The organism is Halorubrum trapanicum (assembly GCF_017873555.1).
Taxonomy (GTDB): Archaea; Halobacteriota; Halobacteria; order Halobacteriales; family Haloferacaceae; genus Halorubrum; species Halorubrum trapanicum.
In genome coordinates this window covers 17,363-42,178 of record NZ_JAGGKE010000015.1, presented here as the reverse complement: position 1 = coordinate 42,178, position 24,816 = coordinate 17,363, and the positions used below count along the sequence as shown (strand labels likewise).

The 24,816-nt window shown below is 61.3% G+C and carries 34 protein-coding genes and 1 pseudogene; 34 read left to right on the top strand and 1 reads right to left on the bottom strand.

Features of this window, described 5'->3' with window-relative positions:
* Positions 1-116: 116 nt before the first annotated feature.
* The 26 genes and pseudogenes from J2744_RS13870 (at position 117) to J2744_RS13755 (ending at position 19,652) form a co-directional block, all read left to right on the top strand.
* Positions 117-1,379 (top strand): phage NrS-1 polymerase family protein, encoded by a 1,263-nt coding sequence (locus J2744_RS13870; RefSeq protein ID WP_210113843.1) that lies wholly within the window; start codon positions 117-119, stop codon positions 1,377-1,379.
* Positions 1,380-1,590: 211 nt separating this feature from the next.
* Positions 1,591-2,124 carry a DUF7342 family protein gene (locus J2744_RS13865; RefSeq protein WP_210113842.1) on the top strand — a complete coding sequence of 178 codons (534 nt, stop codon included), beginning with the start codon at positions 1,591-1,593 and terminating at the stop codon, positions 2,122-2,124.
* A gap of 8 nt (positions 2,125-2,132) precedes the next feature.
* Positions 2,133-2,567 carry a hypothetical protein gene (locus J2744_RS15565; protein ID WP_343771684.1) on the top strand — a complete coding sequence of 145 codons (435 nt, stop codon included), beginning with the start codon at positions 2,133-2,135 and terminating at the stop codon, positions 2,565-2,567.
* A gap of 272 nt (positions 2,568-2,839) precedes the next feature.
* Complete coding sequence (locus tag J2744_RS13860; RefSeq protein ID WP_245203386.1) at positions 2,840-3,184, top strand: hypothetical protein; 345 nt, start codon at positions 2,840-2,842, stop codon at positions 3,182-3,184.
* Positions 3,185-3,415: 231 nt separating this feature from the next.
* On the top strand, positions 3,416-3,700 hold the full coding sequence (locus tag J2744_RS13855; protein ID WP_122106709.1) for a hypothetical protein: 285 nt from the start codon (positions 3,416-3,418) through the stop codon (positions 3,698-3,700).
* Entirely contained in the window at positions 3,700-4,026 is a 327-nt protein-coding gene (locus J2744_RS13850) for a DUF7558 family protein (protein WP_122106710.1), read from the top strand. Before J2744_RS13855 ends, J2744_RS13850 begins: the two co-directional genes overlap by 1 nt.
* Before the next feature lie 71 nt (positions 4,027-4,097).
* Positions 4,098-4,400: a hypothetical protein gene (locus J2744_RS13845; protein ID WP_210113840.1), complete on the top strand. Its 303-nt coding sequence runs from the start codon at positions 4,098-4,100 to the stop codon at positions 4,398-4,400.
* Positions 4,401-4,913, top strand: coding sequence for a PIN domain-containing protein (locus J2744_RS13840; RefSeq protein ID WP_079235407.1), 513 nt, complete (start codon positions 4,401-4,403; stop codon positions 4,911-4,913).
* A gap of 31 nt (positions 4,914-4,944) precedes the next feature.
* Positions 4,945-5,274 carry a hypothetical protein gene (locus J2744_RS13835; RefSeq protein WP_210113839.1) on the top strand — a complete coding sequence of 110 codons (330 nt, stop codon included), beginning with the start codon at positions 4,945-4,947 and terminating at the stop codon, positions 5,272-5,274.
* 674 nt (positions 5,275-5,948) lie between these two features.
* Positions 5,949-6,815: a DNA-binding protein gene (locus J2744_RS13830; protein WP_210113838.1), complete on the top strand. Its 867-nt coding sequence runs from the start codon at positions 5,949-5,951 to the stop codon at positions 6,813-6,815.
* 125 nt (positions 6,816-6,940) lie between these two features.
* Positions 6,941-8,008: a homing endonuclease associated repeat-containing protein gene (locus J2744_RS13825; protein WP_210113837.1), complete on the top strand. Its 1,068-nt coding sequence runs from the start codon at positions 6,941-6,943 to the stop codon at positions 8,006-8,008.
* Positions 8,009-8,462: 454 nt separating this feature from the next.
* Positions 8,463-8,627, top strand: coding sequence for a hypothetical protein (locus J2744_RS13820; RefSeq protein ID WP_210113836.1), 165 nt, complete (start codon positions 8,463-8,465; stop codon positions 8,625-8,627).
* A 348-nt stretch (positions 8,628-8,975) separates the two neighbouring features.
* Positions 8,976-9,902 carry a transcription initiation factor IIB gene (locus J2744_RS13815; RefSeq protein WP_210113835.1) on the top strand — a complete coding sequence of 309 codons (927 nt, stop codon included), beginning with the start codon at positions 8,976-8,978 and terminating at the stop codon, positions 9,900-9,902.
* A 100-nt stretch (positions 9,903-10,002) separates the two neighbouring features.
* A complete protein-coding gene (locus J2744_RS13810; RefSeq protein ID WP_210113834.1) occupies positions 10,003-10,890 on the top strand; it encodes a biosurfactant protein 1 in 888 nt (295 codons plus the stop codon).
* Between the two features lie 142 nt (positions 10,891-11,032).
* Positions 11,033-11,221, top strand: coding sequence for a hypothetical protein (locus J2744_RS15365; RefSeq protein ID WP_233340876.1), 189 nt, complete (start codon positions 11,033-11,035; stop codon positions 11,219-11,221).
* Between the two features lie 107 nt (positions 11,222-11,328).
* Positions 11,329-11,709 (top strand): hypothetical protein, encoded by a 381-nt coding sequence (locus J2744_RS13805; protein WP_210113833.1) that lies wholly within the window; start codon positions 11,329-11,331, stop codon positions 11,707-11,709.
* 68 nt (positions 11,710-11,777) lie between these two features.
* Positions 11,778-12,440, top strand: coding sequence for a DUF6735 family protein (locus J2744_RS13800; protein ID WP_210113832.1), 663 nt, complete (start codon positions 11,778-11,780; stop codon positions 12,438-12,440).
* A 37-nt stretch (positions 12,441-12,477) separates the two neighbouring features.
* On the top strand, positions 12,478-12,762 hold the full coding sequence (locus tag J2744_RS13795) for a hypothetical protein (protein WP_004594503.1): 285 nt from the start codon (positions 12,478-12,480) through the stop codon (positions 12,760-12,762).
* A 61-nt stretch (positions 12,763-12,823) separates the two neighbouring features.
* A complete protein-coding gene (locus tag J2744_RS13790; RefSeq protein WP_004594502.1) occupies positions 12,824-13,573 on the top strand; it encodes a helix-turn-helix domain-containing protein in 750 nt (249 codons plus the stop codon).
* A gap of 59 nt (positions 13,574-13,632) precedes the next feature.
* Positions 13,633-15,996 (top strand): heavy metal translocating P-type ATPase, encoded by a 2,364-nt coding sequence (locus J2744_RS13785; RefSeq protein WP_011222451.1) that lies wholly within the window; start codon positions 13,633-13,635, stop codon positions 15,994-15,996.
* A 120-nt stretch (positions 15,997-16,116) separates the two neighbouring features.
* The gene (locus J2744_RS13780; protein WP_011222452.1) at positions 16,117-16,539 is read left to right on the top strand and encodes a hypothetical protein; all 423 of its coding nucleotides are present in this window, start codon (positions 16,117-16,119) and stop codon (positions 16,537-16,539) included.
* A 109-nt stretch (positions 16,540-16,648) separates the two neighbouring features.
* Complete coding sequence (locus J2744_RS13775; RefSeq protein WP_210113831.1) at positions 16,649-17,149, top strand: PX domain-containing protein; 501 nt, start codon at positions 16,649-16,651, stop codon at positions 17,147-17,149.
* 6 nt (positions 17,150-17,155) lie between these two features.
* Positions 17,156-17,521, top strand: coding sequence for a DUF7568 family protein (locus tag J2744_RS13770; RefSeq protein ID WP_210113830.1), 366 nt, complete (start codon positions 17,156-17,158; stop codon positions 17,519-17,521).
* Positions 17,522-17,593: 72 nt separating this feature from the next.
* Positions 17,594-17,990: pseudogene (locus J2744_RS13765) on the top strand (DUF7567 family protein).
* Between the two features lie 82 nt (positions 17,991-18,072).
* Positions 18,073-18,657 carry a hypothetical protein gene (locus tag J2744_RS13760; protein ID WP_210113829.1) on the top strand — a complete coding sequence of 195 codons (585 nt, stop codon included), beginning with the start codon at positions 18,073-18,075 and terminating at the stop codon, positions 18,655-18,657.
* Positions 18,658-18,701: 44 nt separating this feature from the next.
* Positions 18,702-19,652, top strand: coding sequence for a helix-turn-helix transcriptional regulator (locus J2744_RS13755; protein WP_210113828.1), 951 nt, complete (start codon positions 18,702-18,704; stop codon positions 19,650-19,652).
* Positions 19,653-19,688: 36 nt separating this feature from the next.
* Here J2744_RS13755 and J2744_RS13750 read toward each other — a convergent pair whose 3' ends face one another.
* Positions 19,689-21,053: a restriction endonuclease gene (locus tag J2744_RS13750; RefSeq protein WP_210113827.1), complete on the bottom strand. Its 1,365-nt coding sequence runs from the start codon at positions 21,051-21,053 to the stop codon at positions 19,689-19,691.
* A 122-nt stretch (positions 21,054-21,175) separates the two neighbouring features.
* On the opposite strand from J2744_RS13750, the gene J2744_RS13745 reads away from it, so the two are divergent.
* The 8 genes from J2744_RS13745 to J2744_RS13710 all read left to right on the top strand — a co-directional run bounded on the left by J2744_RS13745 (position 21,176) and on the right by J2744_RS13710 (position 24,767).
* The gene (locus tag J2744_RS13745) at positions 21,176-21,580 is read left to right on the top strand and encodes a DUF6166 domain-containing protein (RefSeq protein WP_210113826.1); all 405 of its coding nucleotides are present in this window, start codon (positions 21,176-21,178) and stop codon (positions 21,578-21,580) included.
* 19 nt (positions 21,581-21,599) lie between these two features.
* Positions 21,600-21,878: a DUF7389 domain-containing protein gene (locus J2744_RS13740; protein ID WP_128904649.1), complete on the top strand. Its 279-nt coding sequence runs from the start codon at positions 21,600-21,602 to the stop codon at positions 21,876-21,878.
* A 39-nt stretch (positions 21,879-21,917) separates the two neighbouring features.
* Complete coding sequence (locus tag J2744_RS13735) at positions 21,918-22,589, top strand: IclR family transcriptional regulator (RefSeq protein ID WP_128904650.1); 672 nt, start codon at positions 21,918-21,920, stop codon at positions 22,587-22,589.
* Between the two features lie 73 nt (positions 22,590-22,662).
* Positions 22,663-22,884, top strand: a complete 222-nt coding sequence (locus tag J2744_RS13730; protein ID WP_128904651.1) for a hypothetical protein — start codon at positions 22,663-22,665, stop codon at positions 22,882-22,884.
* Positions 22,885-22,937: 53 nt separating this feature from the next.
* The gene (locus J2744_RS13725) at positions 22,938-23,237 is read left to right on the top strand and encodes a hypothetical protein (RefSeq protein ID WP_128904652.1); all 300 of its coding nucleotides are present in this window, start codon (positions 22,938-22,940) and stop codon (positions 23,235-23,237) included.
* Between the two features lie 155 nt (positions 23,238-23,392).
* Entirely contained in the window at positions 23,393-24,079 is a 687-nt protein-coding gene (locus J2744_RS13720) for a DUF6166 domain-containing protein (protein ID WP_128904728.1), read from the top strand.
* Positions 24,079-24,234 (top strand): hypothetical protein, encoded by a 156-nt coding sequence (locus J2744_RS13715; RefSeq protein WP_198530094.1) that lies wholly within the window; start codon positions 24,079-24,081, stop codon positions 24,232-24,234. Before J2744_RS13720 ends, J2744_RS13715 begins: the two co-directional genes overlap by 1 nt.
* The gene (locus J2744_RS13710) at positions 24,231-24,767 is read left to right on the top strand and encodes a hypothetical protein (RefSeq protein WP_128904653.1); all 537 of its coding nucleotides are present in this window, start codon (positions 24,231-24,233) and stop codon (positions 24,765-24,767) included. The genes J2744_RS13715 and J2744_RS13710 overlap by 4 nt, the downstream gene beginning before the upstream one ends.
* Positions 24,768-24,816: the final 49 nt, after the last annotated feature.

Here is a 24,816-nt window from a genome sequence, read left to right as displayed (position 1 = left end):
ACTAAGATAGAACGGGGGGTCCCCGTTGGGACCAAGGGATTGGATCGCGACGTACAGCAGAGAGCGTTCTGTGCTGGCTCAGAACCAGTGAGAGCCATGCGAGGTGCTACGTGAGGATGAGTGACCCTATCGTCAACGAGCCGGAGGCGATTCCGGAGACGTTACGCGAACGCGACCAGTGGGTGTGCTGGCGCGAGGAGGAGCGAGACGGCAAACCGACGAAGATTCCGGTGACGCCAGGGGCTGGGGGGTTCGCGTCAGCAACAGAGTCGGAGACCTGGGCGAGTTTCGAGGCAGCACTCGACTACAGCGAGACAGAGCACGCCGATGGTATTGGGTTCGTGTTTACTGACGACGATCCCATCGTCGGCGTCGATCTGGACGACTGCCGCGACCCGGAAACCGGCGACGTCGACGACGCAGCGCTGGACATCATTGAGCGACTCGACTCCTACACCGAGGTGTCACCGTCCGGTACCGGCTATCACGTTCTCCTCAGGGGTGAACTCCCGAAGGGCCGGAATCGGCGAGGGAGCATCGAACTATACGACACAGCACGCTTTTTCACCGTCACTGGCGACCACGTCGAGTGGACACCAACGCGCGTTGCACGCCGGCAGGACGCGCTCACAGCGATTCACCGCGAGTACGTCCAGGACACAGAGCGTGACACAGCCTCCGAGTCCGAACAGCGTGATGGCACTGACGCCCGGTCACCGACGACCGACGCAGCCGACGTCGACGTCGACCTCGAAGACGAGGACCTCCTCGAAAAAGCGCGAAACGCATCGAACGGCGAGAAGTTCGAGCGGCTCTGGAACGGGAATACGGTCGGCTACGACAGTCAGTCCGAGGCCGACATGGCTCTGTGCTGTTTGCTTGCATTCTGGACCGGCGGCGACCAGACGCAGATGGATCACCTGTTCCGCCAGTCGGGACTCCACCGCGAGAAATGGGACGAGGTTCACTACGCTGACGGGTCGACCTACGGCGAGAAGACCATCGAGCGAGCGATTGCGACCACATCGGAGTTCTACAACCCGGACGCCGGCGACGACGCCGCAGATCCCCACGGCACACCTGACGAGGTCACAGCTGGCGGGACACCTGACGAGGCAGACCGGAGTCGTGCATACCTGACGGAGAAAAACCGACTGTTGAGCGAGCGCGTCGACGAGCTCGAAGCAACACTCGAACAGAAGACGGAGCGGATCAAGACTCTCGAAGCAGAGGTCGAGCGGCTCACCGGCGAACTCGCAACCCGTGACCGGGAGACTGCGCAGTCTCACGAGGAAGACTCCGGTACTGCGAGAGAGACCGATGACGATTCAGAATCACCCTCTATGTTGAGTCGATTCTTCGGTGGCCAGTCCGAGTAGTAGCGCCGCATCACCTTCATCCGAGAAGCCCTCCCTCGAGAGTTCTGGTTCCGCGAGATAGAAGTATTAACCAACGTTCTCGCTATATTGCGCTGTTTGTTGGTTAACTACGCTCAATCTCGCCGCAAAATGGGAGCTATCGCAGGATACTGTTGTTCGGGAAACTATTCCTTGAAGTAAGAACTATATCCTTAGACCTGCAATTCTGAGTATGTCCGAGACAGACGCCGCCGATGGGCCACCTCCCTTTGAGGATGCGTTCGCCAGCGACGACGTCGAACAACGCATCTACGGCACCATCCTGCAGACCCGCGAGCCGACGACGGCAAGCGCGATCGCCGACAGCGCCGACTGTGACCCCAAGACCGCCCGAAAGTATCTGGGCTGGTTCGACGATCTCGGCATCGTTACCCGGCACGACGGCCACCCAGCCACCTACGAGCGTAATGACGCGTACTTCGAGTGGCGACGCATCAACCAGCTCGCAGCCGACCATTCTGTCGAGGAACTCCAGGACCGCGTTCGTGAGCTGACGACGCGCATCACCGAGTATGAGGAGGCGTACGACGCCGCGTCACCGGCCGTCGTCGACGCCGTCGCCGCCGCGGAAGCCAGCGACGAACGGACCATCGACGACGTGTACAGCGACCTCGCCGACTGGGCGACCGCCCGCGAGGAGCGTGACCGCTACGAACGCGCACGCCAGCAACGCACGGGTGGCGAGCGCGAACAGGCATCCGGGTAACCCGCTCGATGGTGCCACCGACAGGCGATGGCGGGAGCCCCGCCCCCATCGATCGCCCCATCCTCGAGTTCCTTCAGACACGGCTCCAAGCCACCGGACAAGTCTCCCGAGCGGCCATCACGGATGCAAGTGGCCATCTCGAGCTTCAGGTCGTCTTTGCATCATCGTACTACCCAGCGCCCGTTGACGAAGCAACCCTGACTATTCGCTGGTACACGAACGACGACTTCAAGATCCACTATCGAGAGACTCATTCGGAGCACACCTGGGAATGCCGATGGGATCGGCATCCGAACCCCCACAATACGCGCGATCACTTCCATCCCCCGCCCACCGCCCCGACGCCCGGTGACGATGACTCCTGGCCGACCGATCATCGTGATGTCCTGCGACTCGTCCTCGACGAGATTGAAGACCGGATCGCAGTACTGTGGAACGAATAAGCGACTGCCCCCGCAGTGGCGTTTATCGCGCCGACCAAGGGTGACGGCGCTCAGCGCGATGGGCACCACCAGGAGAGTCGTCGTGGTGTCCAGCCTGGAGTCAGCTGAGTGCAGTCACAGGTGAATCCATGTCTACGTTTAGTAACTCCGAGACAGCGAGTGCATCGCCGTCAGAAAACCACACGAGCCCACCCCGAGAGACCGAGGACACAGAGCCACAGAGATCCTGGCCAGACGATACGAGCAGCGAGGATGGAACACCAACGCTCAGGATGGACCAATGTCCGGAGTGTGGGAACCGTCGCTTCGTCTCAAAACTCCTCGTGTACGAGATCACAGGCTACGACGAGGGCGGCGAGCAAGAGTTCCGCCGCCAGCACGTCCGGGCAGAGTTCGAATACACCTGCAGCGAGTGCCAGACGACACTCCGGACGCTTCCCGCAGATCGCCGCGATTACTACGACGAAGTCGCGGTCCTCGAAACGGAACGGCGGGCAGCCCTCCGTGATCAACTCCGCCAGCTGGGGCAGCAGTGCTGGCGGCGTCTCGCAGCGCGAACGACGTGGCTGGCACTCGGACTCGTAATACTCGTGACCGGCCTCGTGATCGCACTCTAACAGTCCGAAAGAAGAGAGCCTCCCCGCTATCGACTCTTGCAATCCGCCGAAATACGCAGTGTGCCATCGACGGTGGAGAGCTAGCCCATCAGCAGCAGGAGAGGAACGGGTTCGGCGTACGTGCCCGGGAAGAGCAGGGCGCAAACGGCCGGGCGAGCTGGCCGCACGTGATCGTCGTTCGCGCCCGCAAAGGGGCGAGGCGCGCTCGAAGCGCGTCCAGTGAGAGCTTCCATGACTGGACCTGATATCCTCGACGATACGACAGACGACTACGAACGACTCGAAACCGAACTCGTTGCCCAGGACCGGGATGGGGCCCGGGTCTCGACGGCGGACGTCGACGAGCGGAGTGCCCGCCGTCTCGTGGGTGATCTCATTGAAGACGATGTGGTGACGCCGGTCCCCGACCAGCGGGTCCTCGTTCACGGGCCGAGTGGCGAGGCCTTCGACTCGATCACCCAGCTCGCCGTGTTCCATCGCGGATGGAGAGCCGCCAGAGACGCGGAGGACAACTGATGCAACAGACGCTTTCCGGGTGTGCGTTCTGCGAGACGCTGCCAGGGTCAGAAATGGGCGAGGCGCATACGTGGGGGCAGGACGAACGGGTCACCCACCCAATCTGTGTCGACTGTGCCGTCCAAGAACGGCCGGATCCCGAGGAGCACGATCACCACGCCTGCGACGGGTGTGGGCTCGTCGTTGACACGCTCGCAGCGCTCACCCGGTTCCGTGTGGAACTGGGGCACCTCGAAGGCCCGTTGCAACTGTGCGAGCACTGTAGTCCAGGGGGGCTCGCAACGTACTGGACGCGTGATCTCGAAGAGCATCTCGTAGCCGAGTGACGCTCGACCGAGTGACGCTCACATCGTACACACGAAAACGGCTAAGTGCGTTGGCTCACAATGTACACATTATGAGCACCGATAAGAAGCGCGTGCAGTTTCGGGCCCCCGATCGGCTCATCGACCGGGCCGACGCACTGGCCGCAGTCCTCGGGGAAGACCGAACAGACGTCCTCGTGACCGCGCTTCGGGAGTACCTCCAAGACGCCGCTCACGACGACGCACTCACCCAGGAGATCGCTGCCGCCTATTACGACGATGAGATCACCTTCGAGCAACTCAAAGCGCTCGTCGGCGCCGAGGAGGCGGCAAACCTCCGAGTGTTGAAACAGCAACTGGACGAGGACTTCGTCGACGAGGTCGCCGACGCTTAGATGTCGCGGCTTATCGCAGACGCCTCCGCCCTCGTGAGTCTCGGGATCGTTACTGACGACGATCCTGATCCACTCGCACTCTGTCTCTCCCGGTACGAGGTCGTCGTCCCAACGGCGGTCATCGATGAACTCCGAGAGATCGCCTCCTACGATGACGTCCATGGCCACGCCGCGTCCGCCGTCCTCGACCAAACGGAGTCATTCACGACACAGTCGGTGGACCTCGATGCCGAGTTTCCGCTCGATGACGGTGAGAACGCGGCGGTCACGCTCGCGAACGATCTCGATGCTGCACTCTTCCTCTGTGACGAGTTCAACCAACTTGGCTTGATTCACGCCTCACTCGCTGATACCCGACTCGTCACGACACCGACGCTACTCTCGGTTCTCGTTCGAACTGAACACCTATCAGCTGCCGATGCCCGGTTGCTCCTCGATGCGATCAGTGACGCCCGTAGCTGGGGCGCGAACAGTTACGTGCAGCGAGCTCGCTCATTGCTCGAAGAGCCCTGACACCATGGAGGATCCTTCGAAGTGATTTGGAATGTCCGATAACGACGCTCTCTACGACGTTTGTGAACGAACGAAGAATCCCGAGCACGCATCAGTTGATGACGTGGTCGAACTCATCCTCGAACGCGCACAGCATCCCCGGACGGAGCACCGGGACGCGCATCTTGACGAGATGATGGCTACTGTCGTCGATAGGTACGGGACCGGCCCCGTCCGAACCGTTATCCATCGCATCCTCGTCGACCACCACCCCTTTCGGACTGCTACGCATGACCTCGAGATGCGTAACGTCGACGGTGTTCGTATCGGGACAGCAGCCGGCCAGTTCCTTACAGAATTGAACGCGCAGCACGACGATTGAAATACAGTTTCTGAAAGCCCTCGGCCGCTCGGCATCCCGCGACCACCGCTGCGCTCCTCGTGCCTGTGGTGCTTGCGGGGTCGGGGGACGACCGAGACGGCCTCGCCCTTTCTGAGTCCGCCAGGACGGTAGCTGGATCGCCGAGTGTCGCGGCCAGCTGGACAGGTGTGTACGTGACGGCCCGCCCCGCTCGCCGCTGCCGCCCTCCGCGTCGCTCGCGACCGACCATTCCGGGCGTGCGGGCGCTCTCCGCACCGCCCGCGCCCGTTCCGGGCTAAAATGCATGTGCCCTCGGCGCCAGCGGGTATCCCCGTCGGTTGCGCCCCTTGCGGGCTTTCGCGTTCCAGCGCTTGGTGCCGCCTGCGCTGTCGCGCGCCACACCGCGGCGCGCGTTCTCGACGACAGTCGCTCTGGACACGAACCCGCACATCGGGCCGGACACGAGCGGGCATATCCCGCTGGCCGCTCGCTCCGGGCGGGTCGGCGCGCGGTGCTGGATGGTCGTCCGCCTCGGGCGCGCTCTCGCTCGCGCCCACAGGGCGCTCGCGAAGGCGCGAGCGAGAGCGCGCAGACGAGTCTGTCGGTCGTTGTCGTCGAGGAAATCCGCGATGTTGTAGCATCGCGGTGTCGGGCGCGTGAGCGCCTTCGTCGGAAATCACCTGTGAGTGATTCCAATGTCAAGTAAGAACGTCACCACGGATGTAGTTTCGGTCGATGAACAGGCTTTCGAGAAACACGATGACGTCGAGGTCGACGAGGACGGTTTCGAGGTCGTCGACGAGACGCCGGAGTTCCGGGCGACGGTCGACATGGAAGTGCAGGCGAAAGTCGATTCCAACCATCCGGACGCGCGGGTCGAGGAAGGTCCGGATCACCTGTTCGGGAAGACCCTCGAACAGGAAGAGCGCATCGAGGCCCGGGAAGCCGAGCTGGAGCACATCAGTGCCCAGGCGGAACTCAGTAAGCAGGAGGGACGCGCGAAGCGGACGCGGGAGGTCGTCGTCGAGCAGTGTGGCCGGGACGAGCCCGAACCGGTGGAGCGCACGGATCCCCGAGAGAAGCTGACGCAGGAGGAACTCGCGGCGGTGAACAAGCAGGCGATGCGGATCAGCGACGAAGTACAGGGCGGCTGGTCGAGAGCGGTCGTCGCGAAGCAACTGGCCGAGAAGGTGCAGCGCGGGCGGGACGTCACGAAGGCGGTGCTGGAGACCCTCGAGGAACTAAAGGCGGCGCCGGGGGCGATCGTGCCCATCGCGGACGTGCCGGACGTCCCGGTCGGTGAGGTGACGGTCGAAGGCGAGATAATCGAACTCTGGTCTCCCAGCAGTAGCGCCATTCAGCAAGTCGGGCTGATAGCGGATGATAGCGGGAAAATCAAGTTCACCTGCTGGGAGAAATCACAGCAGACAGTGGTGCGTGAAGGTCAGACAGTGCGGTTTCGGGCAGCAGCCAAGAACTGGTACGAAGGTCGGTGCTCAATCGCGCTGACTGGCTGGTCGGATATCCACTTCCCGGAGCGCGGCCGCTGGTGGGAAGCATAGCCTGCTGACGTAGTCTTCTTTTTTCTTACGCGCCGGACCGACCCAGACCCCACCGCCCCACCCTCCGCTCCGTGCTCGCGTCGCTGCGCGCGCAGCCACGACCTTGAGCTGACATTCCACGAACTGTGGCTGGGGTCGAGAGATCCAGCGAGTGGTTCGGCACGGTCTATCTTGCGCCCGGAGGGGTACGGGCGCGACAGTATCGCGTCCTTGAACCAGCTATGTCCGAGGATACGAACGAGTACGTATGTGAATTCTGCGGGGAAGACTTCGAAACGGGCAGCAAGAAAGCCGGACACATCTCGTGGTATCACCGCGATGATCGCCAAGAAGAGGACTTGATAACTGAACTCCAACGGCTTGCCACCGAGAAAGGCCACCCGCCGGAGATGAGCGAGATGAACACCGGGGGAGAATACTCGCGAAGTACGTATCTGAGCCACTTTGGAACGTGGAATGACGCTCTACGGGCAGCAGATCTCGAGGTCAAACGCCCCACGAACGTCCCAAAAGACCAGATTATCGAAGCTATTCAGGCGCTTGCCGATCGACTCGGCCATCCACCAACGGTCGACGAGATGAACAACCACGGGAAATACTCGCGGAAAACTGCCAGCAAGCGGTTTGGAAGCTGGAACGACGCCCTACGGAGTGCTGGGTTCGAACCACATAATGAGGAAATCCCACGAGAGGACCTTCTTGCAGAGATTCATCGACTCACTGAGGAACTCGGTCACGTCCCAGCAATTGCTGATTTAGACGAACACGGACAGTACTCGATCAAGGGCTATCTTCGAGAGTTTGGTGGGTGGGATGCAGCAATCACGACCGCAGGCTACGAGCCACATACCCCGTATTGTGGCTCTGATCATCCGCGGTGGGTCGGTGGAAAAGAGCGGGATCGCTTGTGGTATGGTCCGAAATGGAGTCAGCAGCGTGAAAGAGCGGTACAACGAGATGGATTCGAGTGCCAGCGCCCGAACTGTGACCACACACGGGCAAGCCACCGAAACCAGTACGGACGCGACCTCCACGTACACCATATTGTCCCGCTGCGGTCATTCAGAGACGAAACCGGTGAGATTGACTACGAACAAGCGAATGCACTCGATAATCTAGTCACCCTCTGCATCGAGCATCACGCTCGATGGGAGCAAATTTCACCACTACAACCCGATGTTCGCCATTCATAGCCAGCCATTCACGTCAGCACTTTCCTTATCCGCTAATCCACCACCAACGGTTGATTAGGACGAATTCGTAGTCCGTGGTGTTTTTTGAGCCCTCAGAAGGGCGGAGGGCGATACAATTTGTCCTCCAAAAATCAGTTATGAGTGATCAGCAGACAACGACAAGCCGTGAGCGACTGCGAATGCATCTCGTGCAGGCCCTGACCCGTACTGAATCAGACGAGGTTGAGCACCATCTCAGGGCTGCGCTGGAGGAATGGGAGAACCAACCACCAACACCGCTGCAAGAGTGCCCCGTCTGTGAGAAATTCGGTTTGCCAGAGCGGATTCGACAGCACTCATGCGACATATAATAGTACCAGATTTGATCAATCCAGTAGAACCGTCTAGCTGGTGCTGGGGCGAAAACTGCATCGAGTACGAAAGAATCAATTGAGTATCTAACTAACCCCCAAACATGGGTCCCGAAGTTTGGTTCATCCTCCTCCTGTTCCTGCTAGTTTCAGTACCCGTGTTTGTCGGTGTAGTCGCATTTATCAATCGCGCTACTGGCGGCGGGAAGGAAAATGAGATAGAGGAACTAAAACAGCGGGTAGAAGAACTTGAATCTAAGCAGGACTAACTATCGGACTCGATAGTATTTCTGCACTGGCAAGAGTAGTCGAAACTAAACAGAAAGAGGCCAATTATTCATCTATTGAATTCTCCCTCGAATTCCCAGAATGCGGCCGCTGGTGGGAATAGCCGGGGCGACGCCCCCTTTTTTTGCTGGTGTGTACGCAGTCACCGCCACCTCCCACCACCTCCACGGTCCGGGCTGCTCACGGCGCTACGCGCCGTTGCGCGGCCGGGCTTTCGCCACCGCAGTCCATCGGTGTCAGCGCCGTCCTCCGTGGTGTGTATTTGCCCCCCTGATGGGTGAGGGGCATTCCGAGAGGCGCGATTTGCGTGTATCCCCTCGTGTGTATTCATGGCAACCAGAGACATCTACGAGACGGCGTTCGACGAAGACGTCCAGACGGAATCGAGTGCGAACCAGTGTCCCGAGTGCGACGGCCGGGTCACCACCAATGCGATTGAAACCATCTGCGAGGACTGTGGGCTGGTCATCGACGAGCAGCGGATCGACCACGGGCCAGAGTGGCGAGGGTTCGACGAAGACGAACGGGAGCGAACGGGCGCTCCGTTGACGGCGGCACGACACGATCGAGGGTTGTCGACGGAGATCGGCCGCGGGACCGATGCGAACGGGAACGAACTCTCAGGACAGAAGCGACGGCGGCTCGCTCGGATGCGGCGTGAACAGACCCGTGGGCGGTTTCAGTCGAAAGCTGAACGCAACCTCGCACACGGGCTTAGTGAAGTCCGCCGGATCAGTAGTGCGCTCGAACTATCCGAGACGATCCGTGACCAGGCCTGCCAGCTATTCCGCAGCGCTCAGAACGAGGATCTCCTGCAGGGCCGCTCAATCGAGGCGATGGCCGCCGCGAGTGTCTACGGAGCGTGTCGGTGCAACGGGCGGCCGCGAACGCTCGACGACATCACCGAGTCGGCGCGCGTCGAGCAATCGCGGGTGACGAACGCATACACGACGCTGAATACGGAACTCGGCCTGCCAGCCCAGCCCGTGACGCCGAGTGCGTTCGTTCCGCAGTTGGCCTCGGAGCTCGACGTCTCCGATCAGATCCGGCAGCGGGCTCGGCAGTTGGCGGAAGCATCCGAATCGACCGGAGCAACAACGGGGGTTCGGCCATCCGGATTCGCTGCAGCCTGTCTGTACAAGGCCGGACGCGAAGACGGAATGTGGCTCACCCAGTCAGACGTCGCTGACGTTGCGAACGTCTCGGTGGTCACCGTGCGGACCCACCGCGATGCGCTGGACGAACTGGCTGTCTAACGCCCACACTGCTGATTTTCGGTTGTATGTCTGTAGGCTGATTGATGTGAGAGCCATTATTTAAACCCGAAGACGAAGCATGATACGGCCAGATCACTCTATGACCGACCAGTACGCCGACTACGAAGCCCTCCGACCGCTCGGCGAAGCGACCCACGTTCCCGACGACCAACTCGCCAGTAGTAGTGGTGAGCTCCGGCGGCAACGCTCTGGTGGCGTCGACGCAGGCTATCCAGACGACCCGACAGCAGCTGCGACCGAGTGCGATTCCTGTGGAGCGTCGATCCCCGCTGGCCAGTCGAAGTGCCGGTTCTGTCTCACGAACCATCTCGAAGCAGCCGACGAGCAGGGCACGTCGAATGCCGAACGGACTCTCCTCCACGTCATCCAGCTGCTCGTTGAGGCGTCGACGTTCTACGGCGCCGTCGCGAAGGGATCTGCTGCGGCCACCCTCCTCGCGAGGGCAGATGATGACCCAGTAGTCGATGACTGCAAGCTAATCTATGATCTCGACGAAGAACCGGCCCCACAGCTTGTCGATCAGTGGCCCTCGCTCCCCTCGGCGACACGGGTCACGTCTGAATGTGGTAATCAGCTGCTCGCGGCTGCTCGTGAGCGGACGGCGTGGACAGAGACGACGCAGTCCTGTCACGACGGCGAGCACACGACGTTCCTCTACGAGGAAACCGGGAGTGGGGTTCACTCCGAAGATCGTCTTGCAAGCCTACGTGAGGACGCAGACGACGACCTCTGGCTGGTGCCGGCGATTGCGCTCCAGGAATCCGTTGGCAAGACCGATACCGAACAGCCACGACGCGAGCGCCCAAACAGAACTCACCTCGAGTGTCGGGAGTGTGATCGGGAGACTAAGCATCGATTTCGCGAATTCGAGGCTATCCCCGACGACGAGTGGACCGGGCAGCCCATGTGGGAGTGTCAGCGGTGCGGGACACCTCGCTATGGGCCCGAACCCGAAGCCGGTCAATAGAGACGGTGACAGTTTAACCAACTAATCCCGATATCGATTCGTCCTGTTGGTTAATTGGAGACTAGTTCGAGATCACTCCCGGACCGCCCCGCTGACTGCCCGCCGGTGTTTTTTCGCGCCGTAAATTGGCGGAGGCGCACACATGGACCCACGAGACACCCCAGGCTATCGACTCCACCGCGCGCTTAGCAGCCTCTCCAGTATCGACGCCGACCAATTGGGGCCCGCTGATCGAGAGCGAATTAGCACCGCGACGACGCTCCTCGAGCAGGTGGATGTTCTCACCCAACCGAATACGACGAGGGACGGTGACGCTAAAGAAGAATCCTGACAGCACGACGCGTCGGCAACGCAGTATCCTGTGGCCGTCACAGCGTGAGCGGTTGTTCGCCCCCTTGAAGGGGTGCGGGGGCGCGAGACCGCTCCCGAGAACAACCCATGGCAACACTCCAAGCCGCAACGACATCGACCGGCGCGCTCGTATCGGATCCACAGGCAGTCCGCGAACTCTGTGAGAACCACTGCTTCGGGACGCTCAACTGGGAGGTGGACGACGACGGCGAACTGATCATCTGGGGCTACGACAGCTTCGACGTGTACGAGGCTCGTGAGAACGGGCTTCCTGACTACGACGGTGGCATCGTCACCCACGAGTTCCTCCGGTCGCTCGCAGAATATCTCGAACCGGACGAAGAATTCGACATCCAGACAGCCGGATTTACCAAGTGCCGCTTTCCCGTGCTGGCCAAACGGTACATCATCCGCGACGGTGAGGTCCTGTACGCGGACCTCAGTTTCCCCGACCCGATCGACGAGTAGCGTTGTTCGTCCCCCGGGAGGGGTGCGGGGCGATCCAGTCGTGGGTCGTCCTCCGAGGTGATTGTTCAATGGGCCACCGCGCACTCGTTGCGTACGAACGAACTGACGGACAGTACACGCTCCACTACTCTCATTGGGGTGCAGCGAATCTCAAGCTCAAGCACCGAATATCGGCTGAAACACCGTTCGGTGGCGACGACACCGACTCGAAGTGGGCGAAACAGCTGCTGGCGGAACTGGCCGATGGCCTCGAGGTAGATGCCGTCGATGGCTACCTCGCCGGTGAAGATCGCCCGTCGACGGTCGTCGAGCCGAAGCCCTGCGCCACCGGGCTTACCCTCGACGAGATCGTCGCGGACCATCTCGACTATCTCCACCACGAGGCGTTCTTCGTGGTGTCGACGACATTCGAGGTAGCCGCCTACCGGACACTATGGTTCGGCCTCCAGTACGACTCGGAGACAGTCGAACAGGGAGAGACGGTCGGGAACGGCGCGCTCGCGACGGTGCGCTGGTACGACGGCGAGCCGGTCGGCGACGGCCACCTGCAGGGACAGTTCGCGGCCCTCAAAGACGTCGTCGGCGATATGCTCGACAAGGGTGTGTTCACCCAGTCGACCGCTCGCCAGTACCTCACACAGAAGCTCGGCGAGTGGGTCGGCGAGCGCCAGGAACTGCGCATCCCTGGTGGTGAATCACCGTCGAAAACTGCGTCAGTCGACCGATTATAACGCCAATCCCTTTCTGAGTCCCCACGAACGTCTGGATATGTCAGATCGGGCTGATGACGAGGTGCGAGTATGGCTCGTCGAACGTACCTACTCCGATGATGAACAGAACCTAATCATCCTCACCTACGCGACACCCGACGGCAAACAGTATTATCGGAAAGAGCGGGCACTCACGTCCTTCACCGATATTCGAGATACGACAGCGGCAGTCGATGCGGGGCCCGGCAATCTCGGCACGGTTGATGACCCCGATCTCCAGGACCAATACGCGGCCGAAGCGCAGCGAATGCAGGAGGTCCACGACCCGAACGACGTGATCTGATGCTCACCAGTAGACGTAGTCCCGTGCCATTGGTTATGTCGGAGGAGGCCGTAGACGGGGTATGCGCGAACTCGTCTTCGCCCTCGAATACGAGCCGGGGTGCAATAGGGTGGCGGATGCCCTTGCCGACTACCCCGACGCCCGTGTCCGCTCGCTTTCGTTGCACGCGACTGCCGACCAACTTTGGCGAGTCGACCATGCCACCGGCACTCCGGACGCACTCGACGCCATCGAGGACGCGTTTCGAAACAGCGACTACTACGCCGACTGTCTCGCCACCGAGGACTGCGGCGCCACCCAGACCACCCGCGTCCTTGACCGCACGGACGACACGCTCGTCCTCTACTCCGACTGGGAGCGAACCCCCACCTGCGCCTCGGTTCCCCACATCGCCCGCGACCATCTCGGGGACGGCGTGCTGTTCGAGACCCGTCATGAGGGCCGCCACTACACGTGGCGACTCATCCACTCGGGCGACGGCGACGTGGCGGCATTCTTCGACTCCCTCGAGGTTGCCGTCGAAGAATGCGCTCAGATGGAGATGCTCCGCACCGCGGACACGACGACAGCAGCTGGAGGAAGCGACGAAACACCGAGCGGATTACCCCCGGCGCAGGAAGCCGCCCTCCAAGCCGCCGTCGAACACGGCTACTACGAGTCGCCCCGCGAGGTCGATGTCGGCGAGTTGGCCGAGCATCTCGACGTGCCTCGGTCAACACTTACCTACCGGCTCCGTCGGGCGGAAGAACATTTGGCGAAGCAACACGTCGCCGGCGAGCGGGTAGCGGAAGAACGGCTGGCATCGCACTGACACCGCGGTTGGAATATTCCAACAAAGACATATCGAACTCCCGCTCCTACCGTGAGGTGATGACAGAGAATTCCGATGTGGATACAGCGGGACCACCGAACGGCGGCGGGCAGCGGGAGTTGACTGCCCGTCTCACGGTCCCCGAGATGGACTGTCCGTCGTGTGCGCAAAAAGTCGACAAGAGCCTCCAGCGCGTCGACGGCGTCGTTGAGGCCACGCTCCAGCCGACCACCGGGACAGCTACCATCAAGTACGATCCGGACCGGACTACCAAAGCCGACGTCGTCGCGGCGATCGAAGCCGCCGGCTATGACGTGATCGGCGGAGCAGACGACGAAACCGACGAGTCTGCCGACGGCGTCGATATCGCGCCACCTTCGGAGGTCTGGACGAGTTCTCGCGCGAAGAAGACGTGGCTCGGCGCAGCGTTCGTCATCCTTGGTCTAGTCTTCGAGTTCCTTCTCACCGGCCAGAACGTCGCGATAGCGAGCATCCTCGACTACCCGCTACACATCGCAGATGTCCTGTTCCTCGGTGCCGTCGCGGCCAGTGGCATCCCGGTCGTCCGCAGCGGGTACTACTCCGCGAAGAACCGAAGCCTCGACATCGACCTCCTGATGGGGACAGCGATCATCGCCGCAACCGGCATCGGCTACTTCGTCGAGGCCGCGACGCTGGCCGTCCTGTTCAGCATCGCCGAACTGCTCGAGGACTATGCGATGGACAGGGCACGGGATTCTCTGCGCGAGCTGATGGAACTCTCGCCCGACGAGGCGACCGTCCGTCGCGATGGTGAGGAAGTGACCGTTTCCGTCGAGGAGGTCGACGTTGGCGAGACCGTCGTCGTCCGCCCTGGCGACAAGATTCCGCTCGACGGGACGGTCATCGAAGGCGAGAGTGCAGTCGACCAGTCGCCGATCACGGGCGAGAGCGTCCCCGTCGACAAGACCACCGGCGACGAGGTGTACGCCGGCGCGATCAACGAAGAGGGGTACCTCGAGGTAGAGGTCACCTCGACCGCTGGCGATTCGACGCTCTCGCGTATTATCGAAATGGTACAGGGCGCACAGGCGAAGAAGACCGAGTCTGAGCAGTTCGTCGACAGCTTCTCCGGCTACTACACACCCCTCGTCGTCGTGCTGGCAATCCTGACCGCCGCTATCCCGCCGCTGGTTATCGCTGATCCGGTGGCGGTGGACCTAGCCGGTTACGGGTTCACCTTCGCGGGCGACTGGCAGACGTGGTTCATCCGTGGGCTCACGCTGCTGGTGATCGCCTGCCCGTGTGCGTTCGTCATCTCCACACCCGTCTCGGTGGTGTCGGGCATCACGAGCGCCGCGAAGAACGGCGTCCTGATCAAGGGCGGAAATTACCTGGAAGCGATGGGCGAGGTCGACGCCGTCGCCGTCGACAAGACCGGGACGCTCACCAAGGGCGAACTCGCCGTCACCGACGTCGTTCCGGTGGGTGACACTACGGAGGACGATCTGCTCCGTCGCGCCGCTGGGCTGGAGCAGCGCAGTGAGCATCCCATTGCTACGGCGATTCTCGCCCGTGCTGAGGAGGCGGGCGTGGGCAACCTGCCCGACCCGACGGGTTTCGAGAGCCTCACTGGGAAGGGCATCCGCGGCGAGATCGGCGGCGAGACGTACTATGCGGGCAAGCCCGCGCTCTTCGAGGAACTGGGCTTCGACCTCGCTCGGGCACGCCGCGAGACGGACGGCGGCGTTATGACGGAAGAGGCGACCGAGGGCGAGAACGGGGCGTTCGCCGAGGATGCCCTCTCCGCGCTGGAGCGGGAGGGCAAGACTGTCGTTATCGTCGGGACGGAGTCGAAACTGCTGGGTGCGATCGCCATCGCCGACGAGGTTCGCCCGGCCTCGAAGCGGGCCGTCGAACGCCTGCACGAGCTGGGCGTCGAGCGCGTGGTGATGCTCACCGGCGACAACGAGGGCACCGCCCGCGCAATCGCCGAGCAGGTCGGGGTCGACGAGTATCGCGCAGAACTCCTGCCCGACGAGAAGGTCGACGCTGTCGAGGAGTTACAGGCAGAGTACGGTGATGTCGCGATGGTCGGTGACGGCATCAACGACGCGCCCGCGCTCGCCACCGCGGAGGTCGGCATCGCGATGGGCGCGGCCGGCACCGACACCGCTCTCGAGACGGCCGATATTGCGTTGATGGGCGACGACGTCGGGAAACTCCCGTACCTGTACGACCTGTCGCATACGGCCAACGGGGTGATCCGGCAGAACATCTGGGCGAGTCTCGGCGTGAAGTTCCTGCTCGCGCTGGGCGTGCCACTGGGGCTGGTCAGCGTTGCGTTGGCGGTCGTTGTCGGTGATATGGGGATGAGCCTCGGTGTCACCGGGAACGCGATGCGGTTGTCGCGAATCGAGCCCGATCGGTTCTCCGACACCTGACTCTGCGGCGGGAAGTGCGGGCAGGACGCTCCTCTTTCGCGACTTTCCTGCGCTCTATCGAGACAATTTGCAGTTTGTCTGGGGCAGTAGAGACTGAGCCCCACCGCAGGCTCTGATTTGATGCCCGAGAATCCAGACGACGATCCACTCCACGATTGCGAGTTAAGTCCCGACGCAGTCCTCGGGACGCGCACCTTCCACGATGTCCTGTTCACTGACGATACCGAGACGCCGGTAAACGTGCTCACCGGCGAGACACCCGCACATTCGCAGGCGACCGTCGAGGAAGCGAAGGCGTTCGCTACGAGTATCGATACGGACACACCACAAATCGCGCTCCCGGCCTCTGTCGAGACGCAGATCGAAACCCAGAGCCAACCCTACACGGCGGCCGCGTTCTTCCACTTCAAGGCGACCGGGTCGCTCGAACTGCACCGTGCCTACCACGCCGCCTACGACTCCGACGCGTTCAGCACCGACTTCGAGGCCGACTACGAGTCGGGCGACCTGACGATCACCGTCGAGCAGACTGCCGATTCCTGAACGCGGTCTCCCGAAGCGAGGTTTTTCGAGCGCCGGCGATGGGTGCCGGCGCACCGAGCAGACAAAGCCGAGCAGCGCCCGGTGAGTCGGCGCTCCGAGGTGAACAAAGATGCATATGGTCATCTACGCGTTAGTCGAGGCACCGACACGGCACGACGCTCTGGTCGAAGGGAAAGCAGTCTTCGACCGTCTCGTCGGGGCGAATCCCCACGGCTGCGCCGTGTTTGATTACTACTGTACTTTCGACGAGGAGGATACGACGGTCGCCGGGAAGGCTCGCTGGGGAGATCTGCCGACGGCAGCACCGATAAACTCAGAGGAGGGTGGTGAACTGATCGACCGGGCTTGGAAGGCCACGAAAGAGGAGTTTCAGCGGAATCTCGACCGGGTGAAGGAGGCGCTCGACGAGCTCAGCGACGAGGCGATCATGCGCGACGAGGATCTCGCCCGACATGCGTTCCATCAGGTCGGCGCCTACGAGGGACCATCAGTCCCGATGTACGACCAGCACGCGATGGGGATTCGCCACCGCGATCAGCTCGATCGTGTCCTCGAGGAAGACGAGGACAGCCAGACGCTCTGGATCGTCCCCGCAGACGTTCACTTCTGACTGACAATGCCCAGAATCACCAATTGGTCCCGGGAGAGTCGTACACCAACACTCGCGTATCGGAACACCGAGACCGGAGCACGCGCCGTCCTACACCGGACGCCGGACTCATACCGGTACAAGTGGCGCGGGGCGATCCTCGTCGACGGCTACCCGGTCTGGTCGCGAGGCTTCGAGACGAAGGAGGCGACGACGTTCCGAGATGCACTTCGGGAGCGGCCAGCGCCCGAACTGAGCTGTCCGGAGTGTCCGAACGATGACGTTCTCGTCGGCGAGAAGACAGCTGATGGAGCGACGGTACAGCGTTGGTACGACTGCCCGGACTGTGGGTACGAAGCCCCATCGCGCATCGTCTACGGCCCTGAACGCTGAGAACGTACACACGCAGGGTGTTTTTCGGCCGGGGCGGAGAGAGTGACCCGGTCGAACCGGGTCGGTCCAACAATGAGTCTCGAAGTACTCGACCGACACAGCGAGGCACTGTTCGAGTTCCTCTGGTGCCCCGTCTGCGGGCAGGAAGTGTTCACCCACATTCCCTTCGAGGGAGTGTTCTGCAAGAACTGTAACACGCAAGTCGTCCTCCGAGAGTCCCGAGAAAAACCGTGGCTACGAGGAGGCTGTGCTCGCGTGCTTCGATACCGACTCGACGTGGAACCTTCACGTCGACGAGAAGCTCCGTCGCGACCTGCCTGACGGCTCGGCACGGGTGAAAATCCTCGGGGCACCGGGGGCCTACAAAGTCGACTGGTGGAGTCCAGCACCTGGGGAGGATTGGGAGCCGGTCGAGCGTGGTGAATTCGACGACGTGGAGGAACCAGACGAGGTGTCACATCTCGCGTAACGGATTGCAATCCCGCTACGACTGTGTGGTGTTGTTTCAGCGCCGGCGATGGGTGCCGGCGCACACGCGCCGGCGAGTACCGATGTCGACACGGAGCCAACTCCGATTCGTCCAACGAGTCGAACAGACCGATGAGACAGATGGCAGCGCCGACCGCGTCGCGCAGGTGTACCGGCATTCGGACGGCTACCCGGGGAGCGTCCTCCGAGATCTCGCACAGCTGAAAGAGCTGCTCGATGCGACCCGCGCCGAACGCGGACCGGGCTACACGGCGGCGACCTTCGTGTTCCTCGACAAGCTCTCGACGGTCGACCTCTATCTGGATGGCGACCCAGAGCGAACGATCGACGCGGCTCAGCCAGCGGATCTCCTTGAGCCATCCAATATGGAGCATCTCGACCAGCCGCTGTTCCTGCTGGGCCACGGCGTCGAGAATCCGGCCGACGGCATCCACGGCGACGAGGAGTACCTCTACGTCGTCGAACTCCCGACGGAGAACCCGTTCGACGAGCCGACCGAGTGGACCGTCAAAGTGAGCGGTCACTCCGCGTTCCCCCGCTGGGACGGCCCGACCGACGAGGCCTTCGAGCAGGCGAGCTGGCAGTTCCACGGGTCGCTCGAGGACGCGCTCGCAGAACTGGTTCGGGACGAAGCTATCGTCAAGTAAAATCCCAAATCGTATTTATATATTTAGGATTTAGAAAGACCCAGATGATTTCGAAGGCCGGACTCGCTGTGCTTGACGCGCTGAGGACCGGCCGTGAAGCAACACCGGAGGAACTCGCGACCGAAACCGGATATTCACGAGAACATCTGTACGACGTACTCGACGAATTGCTCGCAGGGGGAATGCTCACAGAAACCCGTGGGTCCAGCAATCAGCGTCGTGTCCGCATCGCGGAACATCCCGTCGCCGAAGCGTATCGAACGCTGCAGTCGGAGTTCAGCCACGTGGACTGGACGGAACTGCTCTCCCCAGCCACACTCCGCGTGTGTTGGTATCTCGATAGACCACGTTACATCGCTGATATCGCAGACCGGCTCGGAATCACTCGACAAGGCGTCCACAGCGCGTTATCGCCGCTCAAGCACCGAGCACTACTCTCCAGATCCGATCCGAAGTACGCCCTTCATGACGAGGTCTCGCCGCTGTTGGCGTTCGCTCAGGCCGCCGTAGAACACGAACATCGAGCACGAGTCCGGGAAATCGCCCCCAGTGCCACGATCGCGTGGTGCGATCCGAAGCGAGCACTCGTTCGCCTGCAGACCGACGAGGATACGGACGCACTCCAAGCAGCTCCGGACTGGGAGATGACCGGACTGGGCCGGTTTGCAGCGTATGGTCTACAGTTTTTCCTCGCCGGCGAGCCTCCGTTCTGGTATGCTCCGGACGAGGAGCTAACGCCTGCTGAAGTCGTATGCCATACGCTCCTTCTGGATAGCGGATCCCGGCGCGTCAGCTATTCGATGCTACTGATCGAGGCGGAGGACATCGATCAGGAGACACTCGTCGAGACCGCACGGTGGTACGACCTGGAATCCACTATGAAAGCGTTGTATCGGCCACTTCGGGGCGACTTCGACAGGACAGATGATCTGCCAGTCATCCTCCCAAAGAAGGACGAATATATGGCACTCAAAGAGCAGTACGGAGTCTCCTAACAGTAACCCCGCAGCCTAGCGGAAAATTGCGACGGGTTAGATGATGCCGCCGATCACGAGTAGTCCGACGACGAGCAGCAGCGTCGCAACCACGCTCCCGCCAGCCAGCAGCTTGTTCTCCATCGCCTTCTCGTGGATCGGCATCTCGGCGTACTCCTCGCGGAACGCCTCGAGATTCTGTTCGTCGTAGAAGTACTTCGTCTTCAGCGCGAACCGTTCGGTCACCGCACAGCCGGTACAGACCGGCTCCCCTTCGAGCCGTTCGGTCTTGCTGTGGGTGTCGCAGGCGATCGCCCCGCAGTTCGGACAGTAGGTGTACGTCTCGTCGACGCCACTCGTCTCGCAGTGGACGCACCGATGGATGCCGTCCTCTTCGGTCACTCTGGACGGCCCTGCCGCGTAGTACTCGTAGGGATAGGTGTACTCTCCGAGGTCGGTCGTCTGTCGAACCTCAGGTAGATACACCGGCTCAATCGATTGCACTGAGATGTCCGAGAGATTCGGCTCACACGTCTTGTTGTACGTGACGTTATTGTCGCCGGTGTAGGTCACTGTCGTCGTGTGGTAGTCCTGGAGGCGGTCAACAGCCCACTCCTTGTACTCCGTTTGGGTCTGGCCGAACCGGCGCTCATCGACGTCGTCGAATACCTCGGTAAACTGCCCGCTATCGAGGGGAACCGTCGCGTGGAAGTTCTCGGTGACCAGCGTCGCGACATCGTCGTTGGCCACCTTCGGATGGCCGCGTTCAGCGTGGACAACGAACTGTGTGCGGTCGTTGATCCGGTGGATGACACCGACGGAGGTCTCGAATACAGCGTTCGTGTCGGCGGTGATCGCAACCACCGGTCGGAACGTCACTTGCGAGTGCGGCACCGGCAGATCCGCAGCCTCGATGTTCTCGATGTCGCGGAACGCCTCCTGGACAGGTGCGTCGACATCCGCCGCCGGGTCGTACGGCCGGAGCGTCTCGTCACAGAGGATCTCGATGCGGCCGTTGTAGAGATCGAGACCGATCTCGTCGGCGATCTCCCGGAGGTCCTCGCCGTCGATCAGCTCGATGGGAAAGGGATCATCGTTCCGCTGGAGCCGATCTGCGTACTCCTCGGCAGGGTTCGTAAATCGACCTGTGGTGGCGACCATCCCTCGCTTCGGGCCGTCGAAGTCGAACGTCGCGATGGCCGAGTGCAGCTTCTGGACGACCGGCCGGCCGACCGTCCCGGTGTGCTTGCACTCGACGATGATCGCCCGTCGCGTGCCGTCGACGATCTCCTCCATGATGACGTCGCGCCCCTCGTCGGCCGTCCGCTCGGCCTGGCGGACGTTTTCGTAGCCGAGGTTCCGGAAGACGTCCTCCATCAAGTCCTCGAACTCGAATCCCGAGAGGTCGTCCAGTACAGCCATTCCGATATACCTGGACAGTACGTTGCAACTGTCAAATACGTTGCCGAACGCTTCGCCGTCCTGTTTATGAACCCCCGAGAGGGGTGCGGGGGTGATCAAACGAGCCTCCCGCGAACCAACCTATGAGTGGAATCAGCGACCCACGCTCACACGTACAGTCACGGACCACGGCTGATCCCGACGTCATCTACGTCGGTTACCGTCGTCGAGGCCGCGCCATCGTCGAGAAGCAATCAGACCAACAACAGCTCACGCCAGAGCGGAGTCTCGAGCTGGCGAATCACAGTCCTTCGGGCTTCGAATGGGGATATGGTGGCAGCGGGCCGGCCCAACTCGCACTCGCCCTCCTGCTCGATTACACCGACGATGAGGAGGTAGCGCTTGCGGAGTACAAGGCGTTCAAGACCGAAGTAGTGAGCCAGCTAGAGTGTACAGGACCCGACGGCTGCTGGCGACTCACCGGACGCGAGATAGATGCTACCCTTCATGAGATAGTCGACGACCCAGTCGCACCGTCCGTCAACTAACGATCACAGAGCGCAATCAATGTCAGAACACACTCAGCAGCCTCGTGTGGACTCAGAATCGCAACAGAACCGTGAGCGTCAGGTGCCAACCGAGTACGTCGAGCGAAGCGATGTCGGCGTCTCACTCACCGTCAAACTCACTCGCGGTACTGGCACCCGCGATCAAGACAAGATCACGGCCAAAGTGAAGGGTAAGACGCTCGAAGACGCCCGCGAGGATATGGAAACCCTCCGCGAGTATATCCACGACCTCGCTGAGGACACTCGCCAGATCCAGCCAGCCGACCCACACGAATAGTACTTTTTTGACTATTGCACAGAATTGTGTAGCCGCAGGATGTACGAAGTGTGCGGTGAGAAGGAACTCAAGGTTATCCTCGCGCTTGATCCAGGCGATTCCATCTCAGGCGTCGCGCGGAAGATCGACGAGAACCGGGAGACGATCCGTCGCGTCGTGAATAGCCTCGAGGAGGCGGGATACGTCGCGTACGACGATGGGCTTCATCTCATCGATCAGACGCTCCGAGACGCCGGTCTCGAGTTCCTGACAGCGTCAGCGGACATCTCGCCGCCGTCGATCTCAGAAGCCTATGTCCTCCCGCAGTTCACGGGGATGGAGTATGCATACACTGGCATCGATGCGGTCTACGTCTGGACTCGCGGTGGCTACCAGGTCGCTCGCGACCCAGAGGACTATCCGCTGTTCATCGCCGTCCACGAGTCTGACCTCGATGCCTGGACGGCGTTCTTCGATCGGTTCGAAATCCCGACTGCGGAAGAACGCCTGCCTGCTGCCGACCTCGATGGTTCGATACAGGTGGTACTCAAGCCGCGGCCACAGATCGAGGCCGAGATGGTCGACGGACGGCCTGTCATCCCACTCGAAGAAACTGTGGCGTTCGCAAACGAGCACTACGCGCACTTCCAGTCAGCGCTCGACATGCTCGGCCGTATGTACGACAGCGTCGACACTGACGCGAACTACCGCCAAACTGACGTGGAGTTCTGACAGGAGATTTCTTCGACTGGGAGGGGCCTGGCCGCTGTTTGTTGCCGCCTTGAGAGAGCGGAGGCGAACAAAAATGAGCGATTCGTCAGATCTATCCGTCGAATCAGACGCTCTCACACCGAAACAGCGTCTCGAACCGCCAAATACCCGTCTCATCAATGCTGGTATCGCGACGATTCATGACATGGAGACGCTGCGAGCCTGCGTCGCCTACGAGAATGCGAATCAGCAACGGATCCCGATTCTTCGCCGGCTCAAAGATCGGGCCAGCGAAATTCGCGCAGAAGACAATTGACGCAGCACTCGGGGATGTCTGTCGGAGCCTCGGTGGGTGGAGGCTCGAATGAGATGAGCGATCAAGCCGAGATCGAAATTCAACGACAGACCGCATTCGGCGACGATGGCCAACTCGAAGTAACTGAAACGAGCGTCGAGACCTCACTCGAGGACTTCGGTGCTGACGTGGATCATCGCGACCGGGATTCACGTCTTGATCGGCCCGAGGCCAGTGTGTTCGGCGTCGACGATCGACCCGCAGTTGAGCAATCAACCGAAGGAGATCAGTCAACACTCTTCGCTGATACGGACGAGGATCAGCAGACCCTCGCTGGCGACGATGCAGCCGCTCGCTGTCTATTCGAAGAATAAACAGTCCCTATTGATTAGTTATCTGTAGAAATGTTATAGTTTGAACTATAATAGTCTGAGTTCTAACTTTGAAGCGACGCTGAGGGGTTAATAGCCGGTGGTAGTTTTTCGACCCCCAGCAGGGTGCGGGGAATCCGAACGCCCGCATGCAACCGATGGAGATGAATTCGACTACCGACCCACGAGCAGTCGTACAGGATGCGAGTGAGCGATGGCAGGCGAGTGCAGACTGCGTTGAGTACGTCGGAATGCGTGTCGACGGAACGCCAGTGGTCCTGAACCTCACCGCACACGAACGCCTCTCCCCAAATCGAAGTCTCGGTCTCGTGCGGCATAGCCCGGCGGAATTCGACTGGGGCTATACGGGAAGCGGACCGGCACAGCTCGCCTGTGTGCTCCTCCTCGATTACACCGACAACGAAACTGTCGCCCAGCAACACTACATCCAGTTCCGCAACGACGTGGTCAGTCAGCTGGTGTGTGATGGCCCGGCCGACTGCTGGCACCTCACCGGGGAGGATATCGAGGCGGCACTCGCCGAATTCGAAGAGTACCGAGCACTCACGCCAGATGGTGGGGCGCCGTCATCGTCACTGCCGGCGAATTGGAGTGCGGTGAGCCGGACAGATCGGACAGTCTTCCAACGTCGAGATATCGACCACTACGTCGTCCGCGCCAAAGGGAGCGAAGAGTGGTTGATCATACTTTGTGCGCAGGGGGACCGGGCGTATCCCGCCCCGCTTGACCATCGAACACTTCCGGTCGAGAACGACCCTGTCTCTGCCGTTCAGGCACTCGTCGCTGAGAGTAACGACCTCGTCGAGCCAGAGGAGGCCAACTGATGGAGAAATTCCGACTTTCGCGAGCAACGTACCAGCTCATCGAACGCGCTGTCACGGCGCTGGAGTGCATCGGCCGAGAACTCAAGCGATACAACGACCGGCACGAGCGAACAGCTGGGAAAGACACAGACGAGACGAATCCCGGCGAATCATGACTGGCGAAGCGACGCTTGATGACTTCGAGAGCGAGACATCATCCGGAGAGTCCGGCTCGCTCTCACTGGAAGAGCGACTCCTCACCCCGATCTCGCCGTCAGTGGGACTTCGGCTGATTCCCGGTCGTGGTGATCCGCTCTATCTCCAGAACCGGGGCACTGAGCGGTATCTGTTCCGCGACGAGCACAACCGATGGTTCATCCTTCAACCCTCGGCGAAGGACTCAGAAGAGGCGTTCGTCCGCTGGGTGTATCTCCCAGCAGACCGGCCCGAACGGCTGGCACAGTCGGCGCTTCGTCGACGGACAGTGATCGGCTATGATTACGTTCAGCGGTCGGCCGCACCAGATCCAGTCAGATCGACGGTGACGGCGATGTTCGTCACGGAACCGTGGTCCGACACCGCCTACGAGTGTGGGTCGTGTGAGGCGCTGTTCGACACGGCACAAGAGCACGCCCTGCACTGCTGGGACGCACATCCGTGGGTGCCGAATCCTGAACAGGTGCGCCGTCGACGCCACGCCGACGAGTGAATTGAAGAGCCGAAGCCAGGTGTCGAGACCGTCCAGATGTTTAACCAAC